Origin of the sequence: uncultured Sphingomonas sp. (assembly GCF_936927845.1) — a bacterium.
Taxonomy (GTDB): Bacteria; Pseudomonadota; Alphaproteobacteria; order Sphingomonadales; family Sphingomonadaceae; genus Sphingomonas.
This window is the reverse complement of the sequence record NZ_CAKZHV010000029.1, coordinates 33,637-56,746: the sequence shown is the minus strand read 5'-3', so window position 1 is coordinate 56,746 and position 23,110 is coordinate 33,637. Positions and strand designations below refer to the sequence as shown.

The following is a 23,110-nucleotide window of genomic DNA, read 5'->3' as shown; positions in this document are numbered from 1 at the left end:
ACACAAGAACCGTACGCTCAAGAACATATGATCTGGGGCAAAGGTTTCAAGCAACGCGCGAGAAAAACACCGTGTCCGCCGCACGCCTTGTCGCAGGATCAGCGGCGTAGCGCGGGCGCCATCCGCGCCAACACATGGTCGCGCAGGATCAGGTGGTGCCGCAGCGCCGCTGTGACGTGCAGCACCACCAGCGCGAGCATCAGCCAGCCGAGCACGCCGTGCGCGCTGTGCCCGGCGTCGGCGGCGCCGGCCCCGATCGGCAGCAGCGGCACGTTGAACAATCCGAACCAGCTCAACGGCCTGCTCGCCTCCGGCCCCGACACCATCGCCCAGCCGGTGAGCGGCATCGCGATCATCAGCAGGTAGAGCGTCCAGTGGGTCGCGTGCGCGCTGCCGCGTTCCCACGCCGGCGTGCCCGCGGGCAGGGGCGGCGGGCGATGCGTCAACCGCCACGCGAAACGCGCGGCGGTGAGCGCGAGCACGGTGATGCCGATCGCCTTGTGCGCGCCCATCAGCCTGCGCAGCGCCGGGATGCCGTCATGCCCGATGCCGATCACCAGATTGGCGATGACGAGCGCTGCGATCGTCCAGTGGAATGCGATCGCCACCGACGAGTAGCGGGCGGTGTCGGTGGTCGATCGCATGGGGTTGTCCGATCAGAACGAGAGGTTGGGCTGCGGCATCTTGCCGAGGCGCACCTGACGCGAGAAGATCTCACGCATCAGCGCCAGCGAGAAGAGGTGCGCGTAGAGCAGCGGCAGCATGCCCGACTGCGAAATCTTGCGCAATTGATCGCCGCGCAGTTCGGCCAGCTTCTGCTCATTTACCATCTGGAAACCGCGATACACGAACGGCTGCTCGACGCCTTCCTGCTGGATCGACACTTCGCCGTCCATCAACAGGTCCAGCTCGCGCAGTTCCTTCATGAACTGGCTGGTGCGCGCGCCGGCCTGCTCGAAGCTTTCGGTGAACTGCAGGACATTCTGCACGATCTCGGTCGGCTTGCCGTCCTGGAACATCGGCTCGCCGTCCTCGAACGGGCCGATCGTGTCGGAGGTCGGGTCGAAGCACAGCGACAGCTCCTGCGCGTCGGGGTTCAACCGCGCGAGCATGTACGGGTAGCGGCGGATGTAGGCGGGAACGTAGAAATCCTCGCTCAGCAGCTTGCCCTCGTCGTCGACGAAGACGTTGACGCCCTCGTTCAGTCCCATCAGTCCGATCGGGATCGCGTCGTCACCGACCGAGAAGACGATCGGCATGAAACGCTGCACCAGCGGGAATTCCTCAACGGTCAACGGCACGGCGTGCTGCTGCGCCAGGAACGGCGCGACGTTCGCCGGGCGGATGCGGTAGTTCGCATGGGCCTCGCTCGAGAGCGGCTCCAGGCCATTGTAGAAGAGCGGAAGCTGCGGCGCGCTGGCCATTGAACGTGTCTCCAGGTGTGTTTGTTTTGATATTCGCGCGAAAGGTTCCCGCGCAGGCCTGCTTTTTTCGCGGGTTATTCGGTGCGGGTGGCGCACGCAAGCACGTTCGAGCCGACCGCGTAATCGCTGCGACGTTCAGCGCGCGATCAGCTTGCCCGGGTTGAACAGCCAGTCGGGGTCGAACGCCTGCTTGATCGCGCGCAATGCGCCGATCCGCGCGGGTGACGACAGTCGCGCGAGTTCGGCGATCTTCATCTGGCCGATGCCGTGCTCGGCCGAGATCGATCCGCCCGCTGCTACCACCAGATCGTGGACAAAGGCAGAGACGACGGGCACCTGCGCGCCGTACCAATCCGCCGGGTCGGTGCCGGCGGGTGCACGGACGTGGAAGTGGACATTGCCGTCGCCCAGATGTCCGAAGCCGGAGGCGCGGGTACCGGGAAAGCGTGCCTCGCACGCTGCCGCCGCCTCCACCATGAAGCGCGGCATCGCCTCGACCGGTACCGAGATGTCGTGCTGCGCGGCCGGTCCGGTGGCGCGTTCGGCGTCCGAGATCGATTCCCGCATCCGCCAGAATGCCTCGGCCTGTTTCTCGCTCGTCGCGATCGTGGCATCGGCGATCAGGCCGTCGTCGAGCGCGGCGGCGAGCACGCGTTCGACGATCGATGCGGGGCTGGCGGCTAACACGGGGGCGGTCACCTCGACCAGTACGTGCCAGGGCGCGCGGGTCGCGACCGGCGCGCGCGCATCCGGCAGATAGGCGAGCACCGCGTCGAGCGATTCCGCCGGCAACAGCTCGAAACTCTCCACCGCGTCGCTCGCCGCTTGGAACCGCTTGAGCAGCACCAAGGCGTCGTCGGGCGAGCCGAGCGCGACCCAGGCGACCGCGCGCGCCGCAACCGCGGGCACCAGTCGCAGCGCGGCTGCCGTGACGATGCCGAGCGTACCCTCCGCGCCGATCAGCAATTGGTTGAGGTCGTAACCGCGGTTATCCTTCTTGAGCGGCGACAGTCCGTCGTGGAGCGACCCGTCGGGCAGCACCGCCTCCAGCCCGGCGACGAGCCCGCGCATCGTGCCGAACCGCAGCACCTGCGTCCCGCCCGCGTTGGTCGACACCAATCCCCCGACGGTCGCCGAGCCGCGCGCGCCGAGTGTCAGCGGGAACCGCTGCCCGACCGCCAGCGCTGCCTCGTGCAGGTCGGCCAGGATGACGCCCGCCTCGACCACCGCCAGCCCGGCGTCCGCGTCGAGCCGCCGCACCCGCTTCATGCGTCTGAGCGACAGGATCGTGGCGCTGCCGTCGGCGGGCGGGGTCGCGCCGCCGACCATCGAACTGTTGCCGCCCTGTGGCACGAGTGGCACGCCGTGCGCGCGCGCGGCGCGCACCACCTGCTGCACCTGCGCGCTATCCTCTGGCGCGAGCAGCAGCGTGGCGCGGCCGTGGTAGCGCCGCCGCCAGTCGATCAGCCACGGTGCGATCGCGTCGGCATCGGTCACGATCGCGCGCGCTGGCAGATGGGCGGAAAGGTCGACGACGAGACGGTCGGACGCTGCTGTCATGTGCTTGTCTTGCGGCGAATTCATCGAAGGTTCAAATGGTCCAACGCAACGAAGGCGCACCAATGTCCACGCGTGCCCGCTCTTCCTCGCCGCTCGGTTCGACATTGCTCGCGCCCGCGCTGCTCGCGGTCGCGGCGCCCGTGCTGGTGTCGGCGCAAACCGCACCGACGTGGATGGGCGAGGAGCTCGCGCAACTGACCATCCACGAGCGGCTGATCATCCGCATCCCGCGTGTCTCGCCCGCGCGCAGCCGCGTGGCGGTGCCGGTGTGGCGCGAGAAGAAGGGGCCGCGCTGCGTCGAGATGAAGTCGCTGACCGGTGCCGCGATCGGCGGTGAGAGTGACGTCGACCTGATCGTGGACGGCATCAAGCGCGTTCGCGCCAAGTTGGACGACGAATGCCCGGCGATGAACTTCTTCTCGGGTTTCTATCTCAAGCCGACCAAGGACGGAAAGATCTGCGCCGGCCGCGACGTGATCCGCGCGCGCAGCGGCGCCAGTTGTGCGATCGATCGCTTCCGCCGGCTCGTCGCCGCGGATTGAGCGGCTGCGCGGTCGGGCGCAGCCGCTGAACCTTCTCAGCCGCTGATCCGGCTCATCACGGTACGCGTTTGATCGGCCGGGGCGGCGGCGTGCGCCATCGCCGCCGCGGTTCCGGTCGCCGGGCGCAGGTGGAACCATTCGGGGCGATCGATTGCGATCAGGAAGGCGAGCACGCTCAGCCCGAACCCGAGCATCAGCAATGACGCGCGAAGCGACTCGATCAGGCTACGGTGGCGCGGGTTGGGTTCGTGCATCGACGGCAAACTCCTGCTGTGCCCGCCACGCCTAGCCGCGCTGGACCACCATTGTATGAGCATGACGTGACGTTTTCTTGCTGCAACGCAGCGTTACAGTCGGGCAGCAACGGTGCCCAACCAGTCGCGCTTCAGCAATCGTGCGCGTCGCTGTCCGCCTCGTCGCGCCGGTCGAGTGTCGTGCCCAGATCGTGGAGCAACGCGATCGGCTCGTCCGCGTCGCCGGCGCACAGCAGCGCGCGTTCGGCGTCGATGAACGACACGCGCGTCGGCGCCGTGTCGGTGCGCAACTCCAGCAGGCGTTGCATCGCGACGAGATCGACGCCCGGTGCGCGGCGGTCGACGACGATGATGTCGGGTGCGGCGCCCGCCTCGATCAACCGCAGCGCCTGCGCACCGTGCGGGATCGAGCGCACCGTCATCGCGGTGCGCAACCGCTCGTACAGGCTGAGCGGCAATTCGGGATCGAGCATCTGTTCGACCACCATGACGTCGAGCGCGCGGTTGCAGCGCATCAGATCAGCCCTGCCGCGCGCAGGCTGACCTGCCCGCCACGCGCCACGATGACGTGATCGTGCACCGCGATGCGCAGCGGCGCGGCGGCGGCGATCACCGCGCGGGTCAGCGTTACGTCGTGCGCGCTCGGCGTCGGATCGCCGGAGGGATGGTTGTGCGCCAGGATCAGCGCGGTGCTGCCGAGGTCGAGCGCGCGGTGGATCAACTCGCGCACATGGATCGCGGAGGCATCGATCGTCCCGCGCGCCGCCACTTCGCAGCGGATCAGGCGGTTGCGCGCATTGAGGAACAGCGCGCGTACCTCCTCGCGCGGCAGGAACGCCATCTGCGCGTGGAGCAGGTCGCGCAGCGCCACCGAATCGGACACCAGCGGACGATCCTCGACCCGGCATTCCAGTACGTCGCTCAGCGTTTCGGCAAAGGAGGCGAGCGCGGCGCTGACCGATGCGCCGTCGCGCACCACCGCGTGGATGCGGTGCGGGGTCGCGGCAAGCGTCGCCGCCACGGTCTCGAACTCGGCGGCGAGCGCCCAGGCTTCATGCTGCGCGTCTGGCAGGTCGCGCAGGATGTAGCTTAACTGCCGCGCGCACTCCCGCGTTCGCGCGCTGACGCAGTCTCCCTCGTTGCTCGCGCGCGCCAGATCCCCGCCGCCATCACCGGCAGCAGCAGATAGGTCGTCAGCCCCGCAATCGAGTAACCGTTGGCGTGAAACGTCGGATTGATCAGGCGCCCGAGATGCGCCAGCAACGAGGGCACCAGCAGCGCGGCGGCGAGGAGAGGCCATCGGCGGTTCGATCTCACGGCCACCCAGACGAAGATCGCGAAGGTGACCAGGTCGATCACCAGAATGCGCCATTCGACGTGGTGGTAGCGGATCGCCAGCGGCGAGCGCGCGATGCGGGTCGCGATCACGCCGACCAGCAGCGTGGTCGTGATCACCCGCTCGGGCCATCCACCGCGTATCCACGCGGCGACGACCAGCAACGCGCTGACGATCCAGAACAAGGCGACGTACCACGGCATCGATGCTGTCCCATCACCGTGGCCGCGCTCGGGTCAAGCCCCGATACGCGCGTCGCCCGCGGGCGACGTTCAGGCGGCGTGCGCGGCGAGCGACAGCTTGGGCGCGGTCCGCTCTGGCTCGACCGTGTCGTCGGGACCGACGGCGCCCGGCGCGATCTGCCAGTCGGCACGATATTCGGCCAGCCGCGCGTGGACGCGGTAGAGCGCGTCCTGCGCCGCATAGGATGCGTTCGCGGCCTCGACCGCCAGTGCCACGACGTCGCCCGCCTCATCGGGGGCGAAGCGCGCGCGCTGGCGGGCCTTCAACAGCGTGGCGACGCATTCGAAACTGGCGGCGGCGGCGTCGATTGCCTGGCGCTTGGCGGGCAGGAACGACGCGCCGACGTCGAGCGCGATCTGATGGCGGAGATGCGACATGCGGTAACTCCCGTGCCTGACCGGAAGCGCGCGGGGGCGATCCGGCTAGTTGCTGCTGTGGCGGTGAATCACGTCGGCCCAGCGCTGCAGTCCGTCGGTCACCGGTGCGACCAGCGCGAGCGCCGCCATCACGGCGAACCCCAGCGCGGCGATCGAGAGCAACTTGGTCAGCGTGGACGAATCGCGATCCGCCGTGTTGCTGCCGGTGAGCTGGTGCGGGGCGGACGTGGGTAGGTGCAGGAAGATCGCCCGATCCTCCCGCACCATCTCCGCGTCGCCCCCCAACGCATCGACCGGCTCCAGATGCGGCGAACCGGCCGGCAGCGGGATACCAGTCGCTGCCTTAGGGGACGGATTGGTAGGCGCTGGACTGGTAAGTGGCTGATCGAGCAAAGTTTTCGAGGCGCGCTCATCCTCCGCCACCATGCGCGCGGCGGCCGGCCGACGCACCCCGCCCAGCTTGGCGCGTGCGTTGCGGACGTGGGTCTCGATCGTCTTGGCGGACAGGTTGAGCGCGCGCGCCACCTCGGGGCCTTCCAGTCCCTGCGCGAACAAGCGCAGCACTTCGCGTTCGCGTGCGGTCAGCGCGTCGAGGCCGGTGGTCGCGGTGGCAGGCATGGGCGTCCCTGATTGCCGTCACATCAGAAACCTGGGTTAACCTTGTTCGCGCCCCCTCGCTACCCCGCAGGTGGTCGTGGGCCGGGCGGGTTGTCCGGTGGCGGCGCTTGCGACTAGGTACCGGCGCGCAAAGCAGGGGAGGGGCCGGTGCAGCAATACGACGTCGTGATCGTGGGGGCGGGGCACGGCGGTGCGCAGACCGCGATCGCGCTTCGGCAGGCGAAGTTCGCCGGATCGATCCTGCTGATCGGCGACGAACCCGATCTGCCGTACGAGCGGCCGCCGCTGTCGAAGGAATATCTCGCCGGTGACAAGCCGTTCGAGCGTATCCTGATCCGCCCGGAAAGCTTCTGGCGCGACCGCGCGATCACGCTCGCGCTCGGTCATGCCGTGACGACGGTCGACGCCGCCGCGCGCCGGGTGACGATCGCCGACGGCCGCACGGTCGAATATGGCACGCTCGTCTGGGCGACGGGCGGCAGTCCGCGGCGGCTGATCTGCGCCGGTCACGATCTGGACGGCATCCACACGGTGCGTAACCGCGCCGACGCCGACCGGATGATGGCGGAGCTGGCGGGCGTTCGCCGCGCGGTGGTGATCGGCGGCGGATACATCGGGCTGGAAGCGGCCGCGGTGCTCACGACGTTCGGCAAGCAGGTGGTGCTGCTGGAGGCGCAGGACCGCGTGCTCGCGCGTGTGGCAGGCGAAGCCCTGTCGCGCTTCTACGAGGATGAGCACCGCGCACACGGCGTCGACGTTCGGCTGAACGTCGCGGTCGATTGTATTCTGGGCGAGGGCAGGCGGGTGTCAGCGGTGCGACTGTCGGACGGCGAGGAGATCGCCGCCGACCTGGTGATCGTCGGGATCGGCATCGTGCCCGCGGTTTCGCCGCTGCTCGAAGCGGGCGCGCGAGGCGGCAACGGCGTCGCGGTCGATGCGGCCTGTCGCACCAGCCTGAGCGACGTGTTCGCGATCGGCGATTGCGCGCTCCACGCCAACGACTTCGCGGATGGTGCCGCGATCCGGCTCGAATCGGCGCAGAACGCCAACGATCAGGCGAACGTCGTCGCGCGCGCGATCGTCGGCGCGCCCGCATCCTATCACGCGGTGCCGTGGTTCTGGTCGAACCAATATGATCTGAAGCTGCAGACGGTCGGCCTGTCGGCGGGGTTCGATCAGGCGGTGCTGCGTGGCGATCCCGCGGCGCGCAGCTTCTCGGTCGTTTATTTGAAGAAAGGTCGCGTCGTCGCGCTCGATTGCGTCAACGCGGTCAAGGATTACGTGCAGGGACGAAAATTGGTCGAAGGCGGGGCGGTGATCACCCCCGCGGCGCTGGCCGACGCCGCGGTGCCGTTGAAGGAACTCGCGTGGGAGCGGGCCTGAGCCTCAGGCCTGCGGCTTGCGCGCGACGCGTGCCGACGCGATGCTGCCGAGCAGCGTCTCATATTGCGCCATGGTGTAGCCTGCGTCGGTGAAGGCGGTCAGCGCGCTGGTCGGCACGGTATAGCCATGGTGCCAGCTTAGCACCGCCATGCGACGCAGCGCCTCCAGCTTCGGATCGGCGAGCCGCGGATTGTGGCGCGCGCCGAACAGCCCGCCCATCGCGACCGAGATGCGCGACGGTGCACGCAGGCTGGACAAACGATCGTTGCGCGCGATCGCGACCACCGACCACTCAAGCGCACTGAGCTGCGTCGCGGGTGCCTCGACCGGCAACGGATCGTGACGGGGGGCGGGGCTGAGCAGCTGGTCGTGCGGGCTCGCGAAGTTGATATAGGCCATGATGGTAAACTCCCTGTCGCGTGCGCGCACGCGGGACCGCGATCATGGCCGCGCCATGTCCGGGTTCATTCTATCACGGCGGCGCGCAACGGAGCGCCCCGCACAGCGGCGTTGATGACGATCGGCGAACCGGTCGTGGGTGGATGGTGGCTCGCCGGTAAAGGTAAGCTACCGTTTCTATACTCAGCGGTATAGAAACCGCCGCGGCTCAGGTCAACAGCTTTGTATACCGAGCGGTAAAATAATTCGATCGACCACGATCAGCGCGTCGGCCACATCGCCAGGCTGGTGTCGACCACGCGCTCCAGATCGGCGCGCGTCGCGCCCGACCCCGCCTGCACCGCCATGCCCTGGACCAGCGCGTAGATGTACGCGGTCAACGCCTCGGGCTCCAGATGCGCGGGCAGGTCGCCTTCGGCCTGCGCGGTGCGGAACCGCTCGACCAACGCCGCCTGCGACGAGGCGCGGCGCTTCATCACGTCCGCCTTGATCGATTCGCCCTCGCTGCCGCACGCGCTGGAGGTGATGACGCGCAGGCAGCCGCCCGGGCCGCAATCGTTCGACTGCGCCGCGATCGCACCGCGCATCAGATGTTCCGCCACCGCGCGTGCGGTCGGCTGCTGCAACGCTTCGCGCGTATACGCCAGCTTCTCCGCCTCATAGAGGTCGAGCGCCTTGTGGAACAACGCTTCCTTGTTGCCGAACGCGGCGTAGATGCTCGGTTTGGTGATCCCCATCGCCTGGGTGAGATCCGCCATCGTCGCGCCCTCATAGCCCTTTGACCAGAAGACGCCCAGCGCGGCGGTCAGCGCCGTGTCGACGCAGAATTCGCGCGGGCGACCCTTGGGCGCGGCGCACGGCGTCGTGGCAGGTGCATCAGTGACGGCAATTTCCATAACGCTTGGTATATAATTGAAACTGCCTGAGAGTCCAGTCGCAGGGGGTTGCCGCCGTGTCCCGCACAGGCTCAGTCCGCCAGCATCTCCGCCACACGCCGCTTCAGGTCATGCGTGTCGAACGGCTTGGTCAGGACCGCCATGCCGTGTTCGAGCTGCCCCGCGCCGATCGCTGCGTTGGCGGCGTAGCCGGTGACGAACAAGACGCGCAGCGCGGGGCGGAGCGCGCGTCCCGCATCGGCGACCTGGCGCCCGTTCAGCCCGCCGGGCAGCCCGACGTCGGTGATCAGGAGGTCGACCGGCCCGGCCCCCTGCAGCATCGCCACCCCGCTCGGCCCGTTGGGTGCGGAGAGCACGCGGTAGCCCGCATCGCCCAGTACCTCGCTCACCAGGTCACGGATCGCGGCCTCGTCCTCGACCAGCAGGATCGTGCGCCCGCGCTCCTCCGCCGCCGACTGCTCGGGCGCGTGCGGTACCAATACGGTCGGTGCGACCGCCGTGCCGTCCATGCCGACGAGCCGCGGCAGGAACAGCGACATCGTCGTGCCCTCGTCGACCACCGATCGCACCTGCACCTGCCCGCCCGATTGGCGCACGAAGCCGTAGATCATCGACAAACCCAGCCCGGTGCCTTCGCCGATCGGCTTGGTGGTGAAGAACGGGTCGAACACGCGCTCGATCACGTCCGGCGACATGCCGGTGCCGGTGTCCGCGACGTGGAGCGCGACGTAATCGCCCGCGGGCAGGTCCTGCGTCGCGGGGGTCGGCGCGTCGAGCGTCACGTTCTCGGTTACGATTGCCAGCCGGCCGCCATCGGGCATCGCGTCGCGCGCGTTGATGCACAGGTTGAGCAGCGCATTCTCGAGCTGCGGCGCGTCGACCAGTACCGGCCACAGGTCGCGCCCGGTTTCGACGCTCAGCTCGATCGCGGGGCCGAGCGTGCGGTCGATGATGTCGATCAAACCCGCCACCAGCACGCCCGCGTCGGTCGCGGTCGGCGCCAGCGTCTGCCGACGCGAAAAGGCGAGCAGCCGCTGCGTCAGCGCCGCCGCGCGCTGCGCGCCGGTGCGCGCCATTGTCATGTAGCGATCGAGCTTGTCGTACTGCCCCGCCTTGATGCGGTGATCGAGCAGTTCGAGCCCGCCCGTCACCGCGGTGAGCAGATTGTTGAAATCGTGGGCCAAGCCGCCGGTCAATTGGCCGACCGCCTCCATCTTCTGTGCTTGGCGCAACTGGCTCTCGGTCGCCGCCAGAATGTCGGCCTGCGCGCGCTCCTCGGTGGCGTCGCGGCCGATCGCGATGATCAGCCCGTCGCCGGGGCCCGCCGCCCAGATAACGGTGCGGTAGCTGCCGTCTTTGTGCCGATACCGATTCTCGAAGCGCGTATGTGCCTCACCCGCGCCGATCCCGGCCGCGGCGGCGGCGGTACGGTCCATGTCGTCGGGGTGCGTCAGCGGCAGGAAGCTTTGACCCACCAGTTCGTGCGCCTCCCAGCCGAGCATGCGCGTCCACGCCGGATTGACCGCCTCGATCGTGCCGTCGAAGCGCGCGACGAGCATCAGGTCGCTCGACAATTGCCATAACCGGTTGCGATCCGCGGTCCGCTCGGCGACCTGGCGCTCCAGCGTCGCGGCGAGTTCTTCCAATTGCTTGCGCGCGGCGCGGCGCTGCGTTTCGTCGCGCGCGATCTTGATGAAGCCGCGTTCCTGCCCCTGCGCGTCGGCGGGCAGGGGATGGACCGACCCGTTCAGGTACACGCGCGTGCCGTCGCGACGCATCTGCCAGCGCTCGTCGGCGGCGCAACCGTCCCGCGCGGCGGTGATCAGTTCGCGCACGTCGGCGCCAGCGGCGCGATCCTCGGGTGTGAAGATCATCGACGCCGACCGACCGACCGCCTCCGCGGGCGTCCAGCCGAGCACCGCCTGCGCACCCGCCGACCAACTGGTGATGACCCCGCCGGGGTCGGTGGTGAAGATGACGTGATCGGTCGCGCCCTCGATCACCAGCCGCAGCCGTTCCTCGCTCTCGCGCAGCGCCGCGTCGGCGAGCACGCGCGTCGTTGTCTCGTTGGTGAAGATGAACAGCCCGGCGATCTCGCCCGCTTCGTCCAGAACACGCGAATAGGAGAAGGTCCACCACGTGTCCGCCGCGCCACGATCGGTGTCGAGTTTCCACGGCAGGTCGGTGAAGCGCTGGCTGCGGCCCTCGAACGCGTCGCGCACGATCGGCATCGCCTGTTCGAGCGCATCGGCCCAGACCTCGTCGAAGCGCGCGCCCATGGCCCAGTCGAGCCGGGGGCCGAGCAGCGGGAAATAGGTTTCGTTGAAAAAGAAGAACAGGTCCTCGCGGCCCCAGCTCAGGATCATCGATTCGGGCGAGTTGAGGATCAGGCTGAGCGCGGTCTTGAGCGCGACCGGCCAGTCGGCGGGCTCGCCCAGCGGATGCTCGCGCCAGTCGCGCGCCAGGATCAGATCGGTCGCCGCGCCCCCGCCCGCCAGAAAGCGCAGCGCGCGCGGCAGCGGACCGGTCGGCGTCGGGTCGGGATGCATGGGCTCGCGGGGAGAGTGGGGACGTGGTGTCACGTGCATAGCCGGGCCGCAACGGACCCGCCATCGCTATCCTGCGGATCAATGGAAATCGTGACTCTTGATCGGGATAGCGGGCTCGGCACGGTCGCGGAAATGATAGTCCGAGCGGACGGGCGGTCGCCATTGCGGATCGCGCGCATCGGGGGTGCCGCCGCTCGTCACCCCGTCCGCGGGCGCGGTGAGGCGCGGCAGGTCGATGTCGCCGACGGTGCGCAGCATCGGGGTGAGGTCGGTCACGCGGTCGACGATGACGTGCGTCACCTTACCCTCCTTTTGCACCCGCCCGCGCAACGACACCATCGCGGAGGACATGACGGTGCGGCGCTGCGCCTCGAACCGGTCGGGCCACAAGATGCCGTTCGCGACCCCGGTCTCGTCCTCGATCGTCAGGAACAGCACGCCCTTGGCGCTGCCCGGACGCTGCCGCACCAGGATGATGCCCGCCACTTCGACCCAGGTGCCGTTGCGGTGTTCCAGCGTATCGCACGGCACCATGCCGCATTCGGAAAGTAATCCGCGCAGGAAGCGCAAGGGGTGCGCGCGCAGCGACAATTGCATCGCGCGGTAATCCTCCACCACCTCGCGCCCCTCGGTCAGCCGGGTGAGCGTGACCGACGCCTCGCGCGTCTCGATGCCCGCGAACAGCGGCAGCGGTTTCTCGCCCAGGCCGCGGATCGCCCACAAGGCCTGCCGCCGGTCGAGCCCGAGCCCGGCGAACGCGTCCGCCTTGGCGAGCTTTTCGAGCGACGCGAGCGGCACGCCCGAGCGGCGCCACAGATCATCGACCGAGGAGAAGCGCCGCTCGGCCCGCGCGGTCAGGATGCGTCCGGCGTCCTCTCCCGACAAACCGTGCACCACGCGCAGGCCGAGCCTGAGCGGCAGGAGCGTGCGTGGGGACGGGGGTAGGGTTGGGGGCGCCATCAAACCCATCAGGCTCGTGTCCCATTCGCTTTCCATCACGCACACCGGGCGGATCACGACGCCGTGCGCGCGCGCGTCGCGCACGATCTGTGCGGGCGCGTAGAAACCCATCGGCTGCGCGTTGAGCAGGGCGGCGCAGAACACGTCGGGGTGGTGGCATTTCATCCACGACGAGGCGTAGGCGATCTTGGCGAAGCTCGCCGCATGGCTTTCGGGAAAGCCGTAGCTGCCGAACCCCTCGATCTGCTTGACCAGCCGCTCGGCGAACGCCTGGGTGATGCCGTTCTTCCGCATGCCCTTGATCAAGCGATCGCGGAACGGGCCGACGCCGCCCGTCATCTTGAACGTCGCCATCGCGCGGCGAAGCTGGTCCGCCTCGCCGGGGGAGAAGCCTGCGCCGATGATCGCGACCTGCATCGCCTGTTCCTGGAACAACGGCACGCCGAGCGTTTTCCTGAGCACCGCGGCGAGCGCGTCGTTGGGATATTCGACCTTCTCCAGTCCTTCGCGCCGTTTCAGATACGGGTGGACCATGTCGCCCTGGATCGGCCCCGGCCGCACGATCGCGACCTGGATCGCGATGTCGTAGAATTCCTTCGGTTTCATGCGTGGCAGCATGCTCATCTGTGCGCGGCTCTCGATCTGGAACACGCCCAGCGTGTCCGCTTCCTGGATCATCGCGAAGGTGGCGGGATCGTCGTGCTGGAGGTCGTCGGACGCCATCGTCAGCGCGGTGTTCTTGTGTGCGGCGAGCAGGTCAAACGCGCGCCGCATGCAGCCGAGCATGCCGAGCCCCAGGATATCGACCTTCATGAAGCCGAGTTCCTCGATATCGGCCTTTTCCCATTCGATCACGTGGCGGTCGGGCATCGCGGCGGGCTCGATCGGGACGAGGTCGTGGAGCGGCGCGCGCGTCAGCACGAAACCGCCGGGATGCTGCGACAGGTGGCGCGGCGTGCCGATCAGGTCGCGTGCGAGCTCGAGCGCGAGCGCCAGGCGCGGTTCGCCTGCATCGAGGTTGAGCGCCTCGACATGCTCGGTCGGCACGCCCTCGCTCGACCAGCCCCATACCTGACCCGCGAGCGCGGCGGTCATGTCCTCGGGCAGGCCCAGCGCCTTGCCGACCTCGCGGATCGCGCCGCGCGTGCGGAACCGGCTGACCACCGCGGTCAGCGCGGCATGGTCGCGGCCGTAGGTTTCGTAAATCCACTGGATCACCTCCTCGCGGCGCTCGTGTTCGAAATCGATGTCGATGTCGGGCGGTTCGCGGCGTTCCTCCGAGACGAAGCGCTCGAACAGCAACTGGTGCTTGACCGGATCGATCGAGGTGATGCCGAGCACGAAGCAGATCACCGAATTGGCCGCCGATCCGCGGCCCTGGCACAGGATGCCGACCGAACGCGCATAGGTGACGATCGAGTTCACCGTCAGGAAATAGGCGGCGTAGTTCATCCGCCCGACCAGCGCGAGTTCGTGCTCGATCAGCCTGGTATAGGCCGCGGGCGGCGCGCCGTTGAAACGATTCGCGAGCGCCTGGCGCGCCAGCCGCTCCAACGCCTCCTGCGCGGTGCGGCCGTTCATCACGATCTCTTCGGGATATTGGTAATCGAGGTCGCGCAGCGAGAAGGTGCAGCGCTCCACCACCGCCTCCACCGCGGAGAGCGCGTCCGGGTGCGCGCGGAACAATCGCGTCATTTCGGCCGGCGGGTGCAGGTGGCGCCCCGCATTGCGTTCGCGGCGGAAGCCCAGTTCGTCGATCGTGCATTTCTCGCGGATCGCGGTCAGCACGTCCTGCATCATGCGCCGGTCGGGGTGATGGAACAGCGCGTCGCCGGTGGCAAGCGGGGTCAGGCCGTGGCGTCGCGCCATCCGTGCGGTGTCGGCAAGGCGTCGTTCCTCGCCAGGGCGATGCCAATGCGTCAGGCAGACGTGGCCGCGCGCGCCGAACAGATCGGCCATCCAGCGCAGCGCGCGCGCCGGCGGCACGCCCGCGCCGCCCGGTTCATCGGCCGAAACGCCGTCGCCCGGCACCAGCGCCGCGACCAGCCCGTCGGCGTGCGCCGCCACATCCTCCCAGTGGAGGAAACACTGCCCCTTTTCGCCGTGCCTGGTGTCGGCGCGGTTCTTGCCGAGCGACAACAGCCGCGTCAGCCGCGACCAGGCGGCACGATCCTCGGGCCAGACCAGCAGCGAATCGCCCGACACCAGGTCGAGCCGGCAGCCGGGGATCGAGCGGATGACCAGCCCGGTGTCGCGGCGCACCTCGTCGGCGGCGTAGAGCGCGCGCACCACGCCCGCGACCGAGTTGCGGTCGGTGATGCCGAGCGCGGGCATCCCCATCGCCGCGGCGGTTGCGAACAACTGCTCGCACGACGACGCACCGCGCAGGAACGAGAAATGCGTCGTGACCTGAAGCTCGCTGTAGGTCACGCGCGGCGCACCCGTGCCGCGCATGATCGACCGCGAGGGGGGAGGTGGCCGCGCACACGGCGCGTGGCGGCTACATCGCGCTCCGCCCCGCGCGTAGATGGCGCCACCGCGGCGCGCGGACCGCACGCGCCGCGGTGGCGCGCGATCTCACCCGAACGTGCCATGCAGATGCCACGTCATGTCGCCGGTTTCGGGGCGCTGCCCGTCGCCGCGGCGGAACAGCCAGAAACGCTGGCCTGCCTCGTCCTCGACCTGGAAATAATCGCGCACCGCCTGGCGCTCGGCGACGCGGCGCCACCATTCGCCCGCGATCCGCTCGGGCCCGTCGCCGCGCACCACCTGGTGCATCTGCCCGCGCCAGCGGAACCGCTTGGGATAGGAATCGGGCAGTTCGGCCATGACGTGGTCGATCGGCTCGGGCCGGCGCAGCAGCCGCGCCGGGCGCGGCCAGCGCGGATGCCACGGGTGCGCCGCCCCGCGCGTGTCGAGGTGGCGCACATCGTCGCGGACCAGCCGCGCGTGCGGGTTCGTGGCGCGGTCGAGCGGCGCGGCGCCCGCGACCGAGCGTTCGGGCACGTCGCTCTCGACCGCGCACGTGCGCCACAGCCGCGCCTCGCCGATCCGGTTGACGATCGCGTCGACCAGCGCGGCGAGATCGGGCACCGCTTCCTCCAGATCGCCCGCGAGTGCCTCGGCACCGAGCGGTTCGTCGCGCGTCACGTGGAGCGCCATGATCTCGATCCCGAAACCCGGATCGATCAGCTCGATCCGCCGCGCGAGCAGCCGCAGCATGTGCGGCGCGTCGCGCGTCGCGCGCGCGAAGCCGACGCGTACCGCCTGCACCGCGCCGTCGACGCGCGTCAGCGCGAGCACCAACGCGCGCGCACCGCGCCCCTGTTGCGCCAGGCGCTGCACCAGCCGGTCGCTCAGTTGCGCGATCCAATAGGCGATCGGCTCCGCGGTCAGGATCGGCTCGGCGAAGCGCTGTTCGACCATCACCGGATCGCGCGGGATGACGGGCGCGACCGGCTCCGCGACCGCGCCGATCAACTGGTCGAGCCGGGTTGCGACGCCGTGTCCGAAGCGGCGCGCCATCGGCGCGCGCGGCATCGCGGCGAGCGCGCCGACCTGGTCGATCCCCAGACGGCGCATCAACTCCACCGCACTCGCCTCTAGCCGGAGTGCGGTTACCGGATAATCGGCGAAGGGCGCGATCCCGTGCGCGGGCGGCAGCGCGGTGACCGGGCCGGGGTTGAACCGCGCCAGCGCCCAGGCCGCCGCCGGAGTATCGGCGATGCCGACGCGCGCGGCGATCCCCAGCCGTGCGAGCAGTTGCACGATCCGGCGCGCCATCGCCTCCTCGCCGCCCTGGAGGTGCGCGACCCCGGTCAGGTCGATGAACAGCCCGGCCTCACCGCCGCCAGCCTCGCCGCCGGTCGCCGCGGGTGGCGCATCCGACACCGACACGCACGGCGACCAGCGCCGCGCCAGCGCCACCGCGAGGGCGTCGAGCGCGGCACGGTCGCCCGCCGGATCGGCGTCGCGGACGCGCACCTCGGGGGTGGCGGCGCGCACCTGCGTCAGCGCCATGCCGGGATCGATCCCCAGCAGCCGCGCGGCGGGGCAGGCGGCGGCGACCTCGATCCGGCTGCCGATCTTGTGCACGGTGACGAGCGGCGCGTGGTGTGGGGCGGATTGCGCGCCGTTGCCCGACCACGCGCGTGTCGGACCGGCGGGGTCGAACGTGCCATCCGCGGGGCAGACGCGCGCGAGCGTGCCCGCGGTGCTGCGCCCGGTGTCGAAAAAGGGCGAAACCGGCAGCACGCTCGCGCCCGCGTCGTTCGATCCGATGCGACCAGCGGTCACGCGGCGCTCGCCCACGCCCTTGCCGCCGCCCGACTTCTTCCCGCTCAGCTTGTCGGGATGCGGTCCGTCGCCGGGATAGCGGATCGCGGCGACGGCCGGGCGAAGCGCGGGCAAGGCGGTCTGCACGTGCTCGTGCGACGTGCCCGCGGCGGCGACTGGTCCGGTCGTCGCCGGGCAATCCTGCGTCGCCGGAGCCGGGCGACCATCGGCATCCGTGCCCACGAGCCGGAGCGGCCGCGCGTGCGGCTGCATCATCGTGACTGGCGCTGTGTCCGCGACTGATAAGCCATGCTCTCGTGATCGACGGACGTGCCGGGGTAGTGCACCGGATGCAGCCGGGCTGCTCGGCAGCGCCGGTGACGACGCATTGTCGCGCGGCGATGCCGGCTCGGACGCGACAACCGGGTCGCGCCGGCGTTGAACGGAGGTCGGGCGCATGCCTTCGCCGCCGAAGCGGACCGCGACCATGCCGGCTGCGGTGCCGGGTTCGGGCCAGCCGCTTGCCTTGTTGCCGTCGTCACCGGGCAACCGTTTGAAGGCGTGCTCCGCCGCTTCGCTGCGGCGACCCATCTCGCGCATCGGCGGGCGCTGGTGCGCCTCCATGCGCGCGATCCGCCGTTCGACGTCGGCGCGCGTCTCGCCCGCCCAGCACGCGCTTGCCCCGCCCGCGCGTTCGTCCTTGCCGGCGAGCGGTCTGTCGAACGGGCGCGCGTCCGCGGCCGATGCCTCGCTACGGGCCCAACGCGCGCCGGGGCGCCAGCCGCTGTTGCGCGGCGCGTCGCACTGCTTGCCGCCCTGTTCGGCATCGCTCGCGCGCTTCAGTGCGGCGAGCTCCGCGCCTGCGACCGTGCCGCGTTCAGGCGGCGGCGTATGCTGCCGCTCCGCCCGCCGCACGCGGTCGATCGACCAAGTTGGCAGGTAGAGCGATGCGACCCGTTTCATCGCTGGCCTCCACTGTGAGTTGAAAAGGTTCGCCGCCGCGCTGGCGGACGAGCGAGACGTGCCAGCGCGCGCGCCCGATGCCGGGGGTGGCGAGGGGTGCCGAGGGTGCGGAGCCGACGCGCCAGCGCGTCACCGCGGCGGACGGCGCGCCGAGCGTGTCCGTGCCCTCGCGCGCGTGGCGTTTCATCAGCAGCGCGATCGTGCGCCCACCCTCGGCGGCGAGTTGCAAGCGGCGCGTCGCGGGCATGCCGACGCGGCGTGCCTCGCCGATCACCGCGCCGAGTGCGCGGTGGCGCAATCCTTCCTCCATCAGCGCCAGCACCTCGGCATCGTCGGCGGCCTCGGCATAGAGCACGCGTTCGGGCGCGAGCCCGACCTGGTAGAGCGCGGGCGCGAACAGGTCGCGGCGGCGCACCACCCACAGCACCGGTCCCCAGGCACGTGCCGCGATCCCGGCCATGAACAACGTCGCGCTGGCGTCGTCGCCCAGCGACGGCGTCGCCGCGGTGATCTCGTGCAGCGCGTCGAGCCTCAGCCCGCTGTTGGCGAGCCGCGAGTCGATCCCGCCGACACCGAACGGCAGCACCGGCCGCCGGCGGTGCCCGTCGCCTTCGATCGCGCGCAGCGTTTCGCGCAGCTGCGCCAGCACGCTCGATTGCGTATCCATGGATGGTTCCGGCTGTGACACGGTGGTGATACGACTCGTTGCGTTACTTGTTCCTATTTTGTTCTCGTGAACTCACGCGTGTCAATCCGCCGGGCGACGGTGTTCGTCCCACACCGGGCATTTGGCTGTGGATATTTTTTCTGCGGGCGATCGCCGCGGCATGACAACCGTCCCCGGTCCACCGCAGCTTTGTTGCCGACGATATTGCGGCAACGCATGCGAGGCAGCCGTCGATGCATGGCAGACCGTTACGATCTTGCTGCACCTTGCCGGATCGATCGCGCGAGGGGCTGCCACCCGGATCGGGCGAGTGCCCTTGAAATATAATTACAAATGCGCCTAAGGCAGTCCGAAGCGCTCACCAACGAGTGCATGATGGAGAGTCCCGTGGCGAGCGACGCCCGTACCAATCTGCCCCGCCTCTCGCTCCATGTCCCGGAGCCGAAGTTCCGTCCCGGCGACGCGGTCGACTTCGCCGACGTCGAGGTGCCACCCGCGGGTGCGGCGCGCCGACCCGACACCGCCGAGGCCGCGAGCCAGTTCACCGATCTCGCCTATACGCTGGTGCGGGTGCTGGATGAGAACAATCAGGCGGTCGGCCCGTGGAACCCGCAACTCTCGCCCGACAAGATGCGGCGGATGCTGCGCCACATGGCGACCGTGCGCGCGTTCGACGAACGCATGTTTCGCGCGCAGCGCCAGGGCAAGACCAGCTTTTACATGAAATCGCTGGGCGAGGAGGCAGTGGCGGTGTCCGCCGCGCACGCGCTCGACGACGAGGACATGTGCTTTCCGTCGTATCGCCAGCAGGGGCTGCTCATTGCGCGCGGTTGCCCGATGGTCGACATGATGAACCAGATCTATTCGAACAAGGGCGACAAGCTGCAGGGCAAGCAGCTGCCGATCATGTATTCGGAGAAACGGTTCGGCTTTTTCTCGATCTCGGGCAATCTGACGACGCAATATCCGCAGGCGGTCGGCTGGGCGATGGCGTCGGCGTCGCGAGGAGACACCAAGATCGCGGCGACCTGGTGCGGCGAGGGGAGCACGGCGGAGGGCGATTTCCACTCCGCGTTGACGTTCGCGACCGTGTACCGCGCGCCGGTCATCTTCAACGTGGTCAACAACCAGTGGGCGATCTCGAGCTTCTCGGGGTTCGCGGGTGCCGAGGCGACGACGTTCGCCGCGCGCGCGGTCGGCTACGGGATCGCGGGGCTTCGCGTCGACGGTAATGACGCGCTCGCGGTCTATGCCGCGACCGCCTGGGCGGCGGAGCGCGCGCGCACCAATGCGGGGCCGACGCTGATCGAGCATTTCACCTATCGCACCGAGGGGCACTCGACCTCCGACGATCCGACGCAATACCGCTCGGCGGGCGAGCCGACGGCGTGGCCGCTGGGTGATCCGATCACGCGGTTGAAGGACCATCTGATCGCGATCGGCGAGTGGGACGACGAGCGTCACGCGGCGATGGACCGCGAGGTCGCGGAAGAGGTGAAGGCGGCGCAGAAAGAGGCCGAGAAGAACGGCATCCTCGGCCACGGCCTGCACCAGCCGCTCGACACGCTGTTCGACGGCGTGTTCGAGGACATGCCCTGGCACTTGCAGGAGCAGCGCCAGCAGATGATCGACGAGGAAGAAGCGAGCGGTCGGCCGTGGGCGAGGAAGTGACGATGGCTGAAACGGAAGCTGCCATGAACGAACAGGCCGGGACCGATCAGGCCGAGATCGAACAGACCGGAACCGATCAGGCGGGCGACACCACCCGCATGAACATGATCCAGGCGATCAACTCCGCGATGGACGTCATGATGGCGCGCGACGCGGGCGTGGTCGTGATGGGCGAGGACGTCGGCTATTTCGGCGGCGTGTTCCGCGCGACCGCGGGATTGCAGAAGAAATATGGCAAGACGCGCGTGTTCGACACGCCGATCACCGAATGCGGGATCATCGGCGTCGCGGTCGGCATGGGCGCCTACGGCCTGCGGCCCGTGCCCGAAATCCAGTTCGCCGATTACATCTACCCGGCACTCGACCAATTGGTCAGCGAGGCGGCGCGGCTGCGTTATCGCTCCAGCGGAGAGTTCACTGCGCCGATCACGGTGCGCTCGCCGTTCGGCGGCGGCATCTTCGGCGGGCAGACGCACTCGCAGTCGCCCGAAGGGCTGTTCACGCACATGTCGGGGATCAAGACGGTGATCCCCTCGACCCCCTATGACGCCAAGGGGCTGCTGATCGCGGCGATCGAGGACAATGATCCGACGATCTTCTTCGAGCCCAAGCGCATCTACAACGGCCCCTTCAACGGCCACTGGGATCGCCCGGCGGAGAATTGGTCGAAGCATCCCGCCGGCGCGGTGCCGGAGGGTTATTACAAGATACCCTTGGGCAAGGCGAACCTCGTGCGCGAAGGCGAGGCGGTGACGATGCTCGCCTATGGCACCATGGTGCACGTCTGCGCGCAGGTCGTCGCCGACACCGGTGTGGACGCGGAGATCATCGACCTGCGCACGCTCGTCCCGCTCGACATCGAGACGATCGAGGCGTCGGTGAAGAAGACCGGACGCTGCCTGATCGTTCACGAGGCGACGCGGACCGCGGGCTTCGGCGCGGAACTGTCGGCGCTGGTGCAGGAGCGGTGTTTCTATCACCTCGAGGCACCGGTGGAGCGCGTGACCGGGTTCGACACGCCGTATCCGCATAGCCTCGAATGGGCGTATTTCCCGGGGCCGGTCCGTATCGGACAGGCACTCAAGAAGATTCTGAAGGACTAAGGGCGATGGCGCGTTTCACCTTCAAGCTGCCGGACATCGGCGAAGGCATCTCCGAGGCCGAGATCGTCGCGTGGCACGTCGCCGTCGGCGACCGCGTCGAGGAGGACCAGCAGCTCGCCGACATGATGACCGACAAGGCGACCGTTGAGATGGAATCGCCGGTGTCGGGCACCGTCGTCGAACTGGCGGGCGAGGTCGGCGACCAGGTGTCGATCGGCGCCGCGCTGGTGGTGATCGAGACCGACGCGGCCGAGAGCGGCGAAACCGAAGCGGTCGCGCAGCCGACCGACGAGACGGGCAGCGACCTGTCGCCGGCTAAGCCCGCAGCCGCTGCCTCCGACACCTCGTCGACCCCGCAGCCGCAACTGGCCCCGGCGACCGAGACGAACAACGTCGAGGCCGAGAACCCCGGCGTCGCCGACGCGCGCGGCGAGACCCCGGCCTACGAGGCCGCAGCGCCCGCGCCGCGTGCGCCCGCGATCGAGCAGCCCGCCACGCCCGCACGTCCCGTGCTCGCCTCCCCCGCGGTCCGCGCCCGCGCGCGCGATCTCGGCATCGATCTTGCCGAGGTGAAGGCGGAGGGCGACCGCCTGCGCCACGCCGACCTCGACGCCTATCTCCGCTACGGCTCGGGGCAGGGCTATCATGCCCCGCACACCAGCCGCGCGCGCGACGACGAGCAGGTCCGCGTCATCGGCATGCGTCGCCGTATCGCCGAGAACATGGCGGCGTCGAAGCGCCACATCCCGCACTTCACCTACGTCGACGAGATCGACGTGACCGAGCTGGAGCGGGTTCGCGCCGACCTGAACGCCAACCGCGGGAGCCGGCCCAAGCTGACGATGCTGCCGCTGATGATCGTCGCGATCTGCCGCACGCTGCCGGACTTTCCGATGCTCAACGCGCGCTACGACGACGAGGCGGGCGTGGTGACGCGGTCGGGCCGGGTCCATCTCGGCATGGCGGCGCAGACCGACGCGGGGCTGACCGTGCCCGTCATCCGCGACGCGCAGGACAAGAACGTGTGGCAACTCGCCGCCGAGATCACGCGGCTGGCCGAGGCGGCGCGCGCGAACAAATTGAAGCCTGATGAACTCGGCAACGGCACGATCACCGTGACCTCGCTCGGCCCGCTCGGCGGCATCGCGACGACGCCGGTCATCAACCGGCCCGAAGTGGCCATCATCGGCCCCAACAAGATCGTCGAGCGCCCCGTCTTCCGTGCAGGGACCGACGAGGTGATCCGCGCCAAGCTGATGAACCTGTCGATCAGCTGCGACCACCGCGTCGTCGATGGCTGGGACGCGGCGAGCTACGTCCAGGCGCTCAAGAAGCTGCTCGAAACCCCGGTGTTGCTGTTCGCCGATTGAGCAGAGGACCGGGCGCGTGACCCACTGGCTGCTCCGCTACGACCTCGCGCCCGATTACCTCGATCGGCGCGCGGGCCTGCGTAGCGAACATCTGGCACTAGCCTGGGCGGCGAGCGAGGCGGGCGACCTGCTGCTGGGCGGCGCGGTGGGCGACGCGCCGACGCAGGCGCTGCTGCTGTTCACCTCCGCCGCGGCGGCGGAGGCGTTCGTCGCGCGCGACCCGTATGTGACCCAGGGACTGGTTACCGCGTGGCACGTTGACGAGTGGAAGACCGTCGTCGGCCCGACCGCCTCCATCCCGATCCGCTAGCCGCGCTACACCCTGCGGCCGGTGAACAGCTGCACCAGTCCGACGATGATCGCGATCACCAGCAGGATGTGGATCAACCCGCCCGCGACGTGAAGGCTGAAGCCCAGCAGCCACAGAACCAGCAGGATCACGGCGATCGTCCACAACATCGAAACACTCCTTCGTTACGCCCGGAGAACGTGATCGCCGTCGACCACGTTCCGCGCTCCA

The 23,110-nt window shown here is 69.2% G+C and carries 22 protein-coding genes; 6 read left to right on the top strand and 16 right to left on the bottom strand.

Annotation, left to right across the window (positions count from 1 at the left end; genetic code table 11):
- Positions 1–98: 98 nt before the first annotated feature.
- The 3 genes from Q0579_RS04045 to Q0579_RS04035 all read right to left on the bottom strand — a co-directional run bounded on the left by Q0579_RS04045 (position 99) and on the right by Q0579_RS04035 (position 2,984).
- On the bottom strand, positions 99–644 hold the full coding sequence (locus tag Q0579_RS04045) for a cytochrome b (RefSeq protein WP_298809356.1): 546 nt from the start codon (positions 642–644) through the stop codon (positions 99–101).
- 12 nt (positions 645–656) lie between these two features.
- Complete coding sequence (locus Q0579_RS04040) at positions 657–1,424, bottom strand: SapC family protein (RefSeq protein ID WP_298809354.1); 768 nt, start codon at positions 1,422–1,424, stop codon at positions 657–659.
- Positions 1,425–1,559: 135 nt separating this feature from the next.
- Positions 1,560–2,984: an FAD-binding oxidoreductase gene (locus tag Q0579_RS04035; RefSeq protein WP_298809351.1), complete on the bottom strand. Its 1,425-nt coding sequence runs from the start codon at positions 2,982–2,984 to the stop codon at positions 1,560–1,562.
- 62 nt (positions 2,985–3,046) lie between these two features.
- On the opposite strand from Q0579_RS04035, the gene Q0579_RS04030 reads away from it, so the two are divergent.
- Entirely contained in the window at positions 3,047–3,526 is a 480-nt protein-coding gene (locus Q0579_RS04030; RefSeq protein WP_298809348.1) for a hypothetical protein, read from the top strand.
- 35 nt (positions 3,527–3,561) lie between these two features.
- Here the strand turns inward: Q0579_RS04030 and Q0579_RS04025 are convergent, their stop codons facing one another.
- The 6 genes from Q0579_RS04025 to Q0579_RS04000 form a co-directional block, all read right to left on the bottom strand.
- Positions 3,562–3,780, bottom strand: a complete 219-nt coding sequence (locus tag Q0579_RS04025) for a hypothetical protein (RefSeq protein ID WP_298809345.1) — start codon at positions 3,778–3,780, stop codon at positions 3,562–3,564.
- Positions 3,781–3,911: 131 nt separating this feature from the next.
- A complete protein-coding gene (locus Q0579_RS04020) occupies positions 3,912–4,295 on the bottom strand; it encodes a hypothetical protein (protein WP_298809342.1) in 384 nt (127 codons plus the stop codon).
- The gene (gene radC, locus Q0579_RS04015; protein WP_298809339.1) at positions 4,295–4,801 is read right to left on the bottom strand and encodes a DNA repair protein RadC; all 507 of its coding nucleotides are present in this window, start codon (positions 4,799–4,801) and stop codon (positions 4,295–4,297) included. The genes Q0579_RS04020 and radC overlap by 1 nt, the downstream gene beginning before the upstream one ends.
- A 68-nt stretch (positions 4,802–4,869) precedes the next feature.
- A complete protein-coding gene (locus Q0579_RS04010; RefSeq protein ID WP_298809336.1) occupies positions 4,870–5,319 on the bottom strand; it encodes a hypothetical protein in 450 nt (149 codons plus the stop codon).
- A 69-nt stretch (positions 5,320–5,388) separates the two neighbouring features.
- Positions 5,389–5,736, bottom strand: a complete 348-nt coding sequence (locus Q0579_RS04005; RefSeq protein WP_298809335.1) for a hypothetical protein — start codon at positions 5,734–5,736, stop codon at positions 5,389–5,391.
- Between the two features lie 45 nt (positions 5,737–5,781).
- On the bottom strand, positions 5,782–6,354 hold the full coding sequence (locus Q0579_RS04000) for a helix-turn-helix transcriptional regulator (RefSeq protein WP_298809334.1): 573 nt from the start codon (positions 6,352–6,354) through the stop codon (positions 5,782–5,784).
- Positions 6,355–6,501: 147 nt separating this feature from the next.
- Between Q0579_RS04000 and Q0579_RS03995 the strand changes: the two genes are divergently transcribed.
- On the top strand, positions 6,502–7,737 hold the full coding sequence (locus tag Q0579_RS03995) for an FAD-dependent oxidoreductase (RefSeq protein WP_298809333.1): 1,236 nt from the start codon (positions 6,502–6,504) through the stop codon (positions 7,735–7,737).
- A gap of 3 nt (positions 7,738–7,740) precedes the next feature.
- Here the strand turns inward: Q0579_RS03995 and Q0579_RS03990 are convergent, their stop codons facing one another.
- The 6 genes from Q0579_RS03990 to Q0579_RS03965 all read right to left on the bottom strand — a co-directional run bounded on the left by Q0579_RS03990 (position 7,741) and on the right by Q0579_RS03965 (position 18,446).
- On the bottom strand, positions 7,741–8,136 hold the full coding sequence (locus Q0579_RS03990) for a hypothetical protein (protein ID WP_298809331.1): 396 nt from the start codon (positions 8,134–8,136) through the stop codon (positions 7,741–7,743).
- A 260-nt stretch (positions 8,137–8,396) separates the two neighbouring features.
- A complete protein-coding gene (locus tag Q0579_RS03985) occupies positions 8,397–9,032 on the bottom strand; it encodes a TetR/AcrR family transcriptional regulator (RefSeq protein WP_298809328.1) in 636 nt (211 codons plus the stop codon).
- Positions 9,033–9,103: 71 nt separating this feature from the next.
- Complete coding sequence (locus tag Q0579_RS03980; protein WP_298809325.1) at positions 9,104–11,581, bottom strand: PAS domain S-box protein; 2,478 nt, start codon at positions 11,579–11,581, stop codon at positions 9,104–9,106.
- A gap of 78 nt (positions 11,582–11,659) precedes the next feature.
- Positions 11,660–14,995 (bottom strand): error-prone DNA polymerase, encoded by a 3,336-nt coding sequence (locus Q0579_RS03975; protein WP_298809323.1) that lies wholly within the window; start codon positions 14,993–14,995, stop codon positions 11,660–11,662.
- Positions 14,996–15,118: 123 nt separating this feature from the next.
- The gene (locus Q0579_RS03970) at positions 15,119–17,779 is read right to left on the bottom strand and encodes a DUF6504 family protein (protein ID WP_298809321.1); all 2,661 of its coding nucleotides are present in this window, start codon (positions 17,777–17,779) and stop codon (positions 15,119–15,121) included.
- The gene (locus Q0579_RS03965) at positions 17,694–18,446 is read right to left on the bottom strand and encodes a protein ImuA (RefSeq protein ID WP_298809318.1); all 753 of its coding nucleotides are present in this window, start codon (positions 18,444–18,446) and stop codon (positions 17,694–17,696) included. Before Q0579_RS03965 ends, Q0579_RS03970 begins: the two co-directional genes overlap by 86 nt.
- Positions 18,447–18,818: 372 nt before the next feature.
- On the opposite strand from Q0579_RS03965, the gene Q0579_RS03960 reads away from it, so the two are divergent.
- The 4 genes from Q0579_RS03960 to Q0579_RS03945 all read left to right on the top strand — a co-directional run bounded on the left by Q0579_RS03960 (position 18,819) and on the right by Q0579_RS03945 (position 22,900).
- Positions 18,819–20,117 carry a 3-methyl-2-oxobutanoate dehydrogenase (2-methylpropanoyl-transferring) subunit alpha gene (locus Q0579_RS03960; RefSeq protein WP_298809316.1) on the top strand — a complete coding sequence of 433 codons (1,299 nt, stop codon included), beginning with the start codon at positions 18,819–18,821 and terminating at the stop codon, positions 20,115–20,117.
- Positions 20,118–20,215: 98 nt separating this feature from the next.
- Positions 20,216–21,220, top strand: a complete 1,005-nt coding sequence (locus tag Q0579_RS03955; protein ID WP_298809439.1) for an alpha-ketoacid dehydrogenase subunit beta — start codon at positions 20,216–20,218, stop codon at positions 21,218–21,220.
- Between the two features lie 5 nt (positions 21,221–21,225).
- Complete coding sequence (locus Q0579_RS03950; protein ID WP_298809314.1) at positions 21,226–22,590, top strand: dihydrolipoamide acetyltransferase family protein; 1,365 nt, start codon at positions 21,226–21,228, stop codon at positions 22,588–22,590.
- A 16-nt stretch (positions 22,591–22,606) separates the two neighbouring features.
- Positions 22,607–22,900 (top strand): YciI-like protein, encoded by a 294-nt coding sequence (locus Q0579_RS03945; RefSeq protein ID WP_298809312.1) that lies wholly within the window; start codon positions 22,607–22,609, stop codon positions 22,898–22,900.
- Between the two features lie 5 nt (positions 22,901–22,905).
- Here Q0579_RS03945 and Q0579_RS03940 read toward each other — a convergent pair whose 3' ends face one another.
- On the bottom strand, positions 22,906–23,049 hold the full coding sequence (locus Q0579_RS03940) for a lmo0937 family membrane protein (protein WP_298809310.1): 144 nt from the start codon (positions 23,047–23,049) through the stop codon (positions 22,906–22,908).
- Between the last annotated feature and the right edge of the window lie 61 nt (positions 23,050–23,110).

Bases quoted from the DNA above. Each gene is read 5' to 3' on its own strand.
- Q0579_RS03950 (WP_298809314.1), top strand. From the start codon at position 21,226: ATGGCGCGTTTCACCTTCAAGCTGCCGGACATCGGCGAAGGCATCTCC.
- Q0579_RS03965 (WP_298809318.1), bottom strand. From the start codon at position 18,446: ATGGATACGCAATCGAGCGTGCTGGCGCAGCTGCGCGAAACGCTGCGC.
- Q0579_RS04045 (WP_298809356.1), bottom strand. From the start codon at position 644: ATGCGATCGACCACCGACACCGCCCGCTACTCGTCGGTGGCGATCGCA.
- Q0579_RS03955 (WP_298809439.1), top strand. From the start codon at position 20,216: ATGAACATGATCCAGGCGATCAACTCCGCGATGGACGTCATGATGGCG.
- Q0579_RS03970 (WP_298809321.1), bottom strand. From the start codon at position 17,779: ATGAAACGGGTCGCATCGCTCTACCTGCCAACTTGGTCGATCGACCGC.
- Q0579_RS04030 (WP_298809348.1), top strand. From the start codon at position 3,047: ATGTCCACGCGTGCCCGCTCTTCCTCGCCGCTCGGTTCGACATTGCTC.
- Q0579_RS03940 (WP_298809310.1), bottom strand. From the start codon at position 23,049: ATGTTGTGGACGATCGCCGTGATCCTGCTGGTTCTGTGGCTGCTGGGC.
- Q0579_RS03985 (WP_298809328.1), bottom strand. From the start codon at position 9,032: ATGGAAATTGCCGTCACTGATGCACCTGCCACGACGCCGTGCGCCGCG.
- Q0579_RS04010 (WP_298809336.1), bottom strand. From the start codon at position 5,319: ATGCCGTGGTACGTCGCCTTGTTCTGGATCGTCAGCGCGTTGCTGGTC.
- Q0579_RS03980 (WP_298809325.1), bottom strand. From the start codon at position 11,581: ATGCATCCCGACCCGACGCCGACCGGTCCGCTGCCGCGCGCGCTGCGC.
- Q0579_RS04020 (WP_298809342.1), bottom strand. From the start codon at position 4,295: ATGCGCTGCAACCGCGCGCTCGACGTCATGGTGGTCGAACAGATGCTC.
- Q0579_RS03975 (WP_298809323.1), bottom strand. From the start codon at position 14,995: ATGCGCGGCACGGGTGCGCCGCGCGTGACCTACAGCGAGCTTCAGGTC.
- Q0579_RS03960 (WP_298809316.1), top strand. From the start codon at position 18,819: ATGATGGAGAGTCCCGTGGCGAGCGACGCCCGTACCAATCTGCCCCGC.
- Q0579_RS04040 (WP_298809354.1), bottom strand. From the start codon at position 1,424: ATGGCCAGCGCGCCGCAGCTTCCGCTCTTCTACAATGGCCTGGAGCCG.
- Q0579_RS04025 (WP_298809345.1), bottom strand. From the start codon at position 3,780: ATGCACGAACCCAACCCGCGCCACCGTAGCCTGATCGAGTCGCTTCGC.
- Q0579_RS04005 (WP_298809335.1), bottom strand. From the start codon at position 5,736: ATGTCGCATCTCCGCCATCAGATCGCGCTCGACGTCGGCGCGTCGTTC.
- Q0579_RS03990 (WP_298809331.1), bottom strand. From the start codon at position 8,136: ATGGCCTATATCAACTTCGCGAGCCCGCACGACCAGCTGCTCAGCCCC.
- Q0579_RS04000 (WP_298809334.1), bottom strand. From the start codon at position 6,354: ATGCCTGCCACCGCGACCACCGGCCTCGACGCGCTGACCGCACGCGAA.
- Q0579_RS04035 (WP_298809351.1), bottom strand. From the start codon at position 2,984: ATGACAGCAGCGTCCGACCGTCTCGTCGTCGACCTTTCCGCCCATCTG.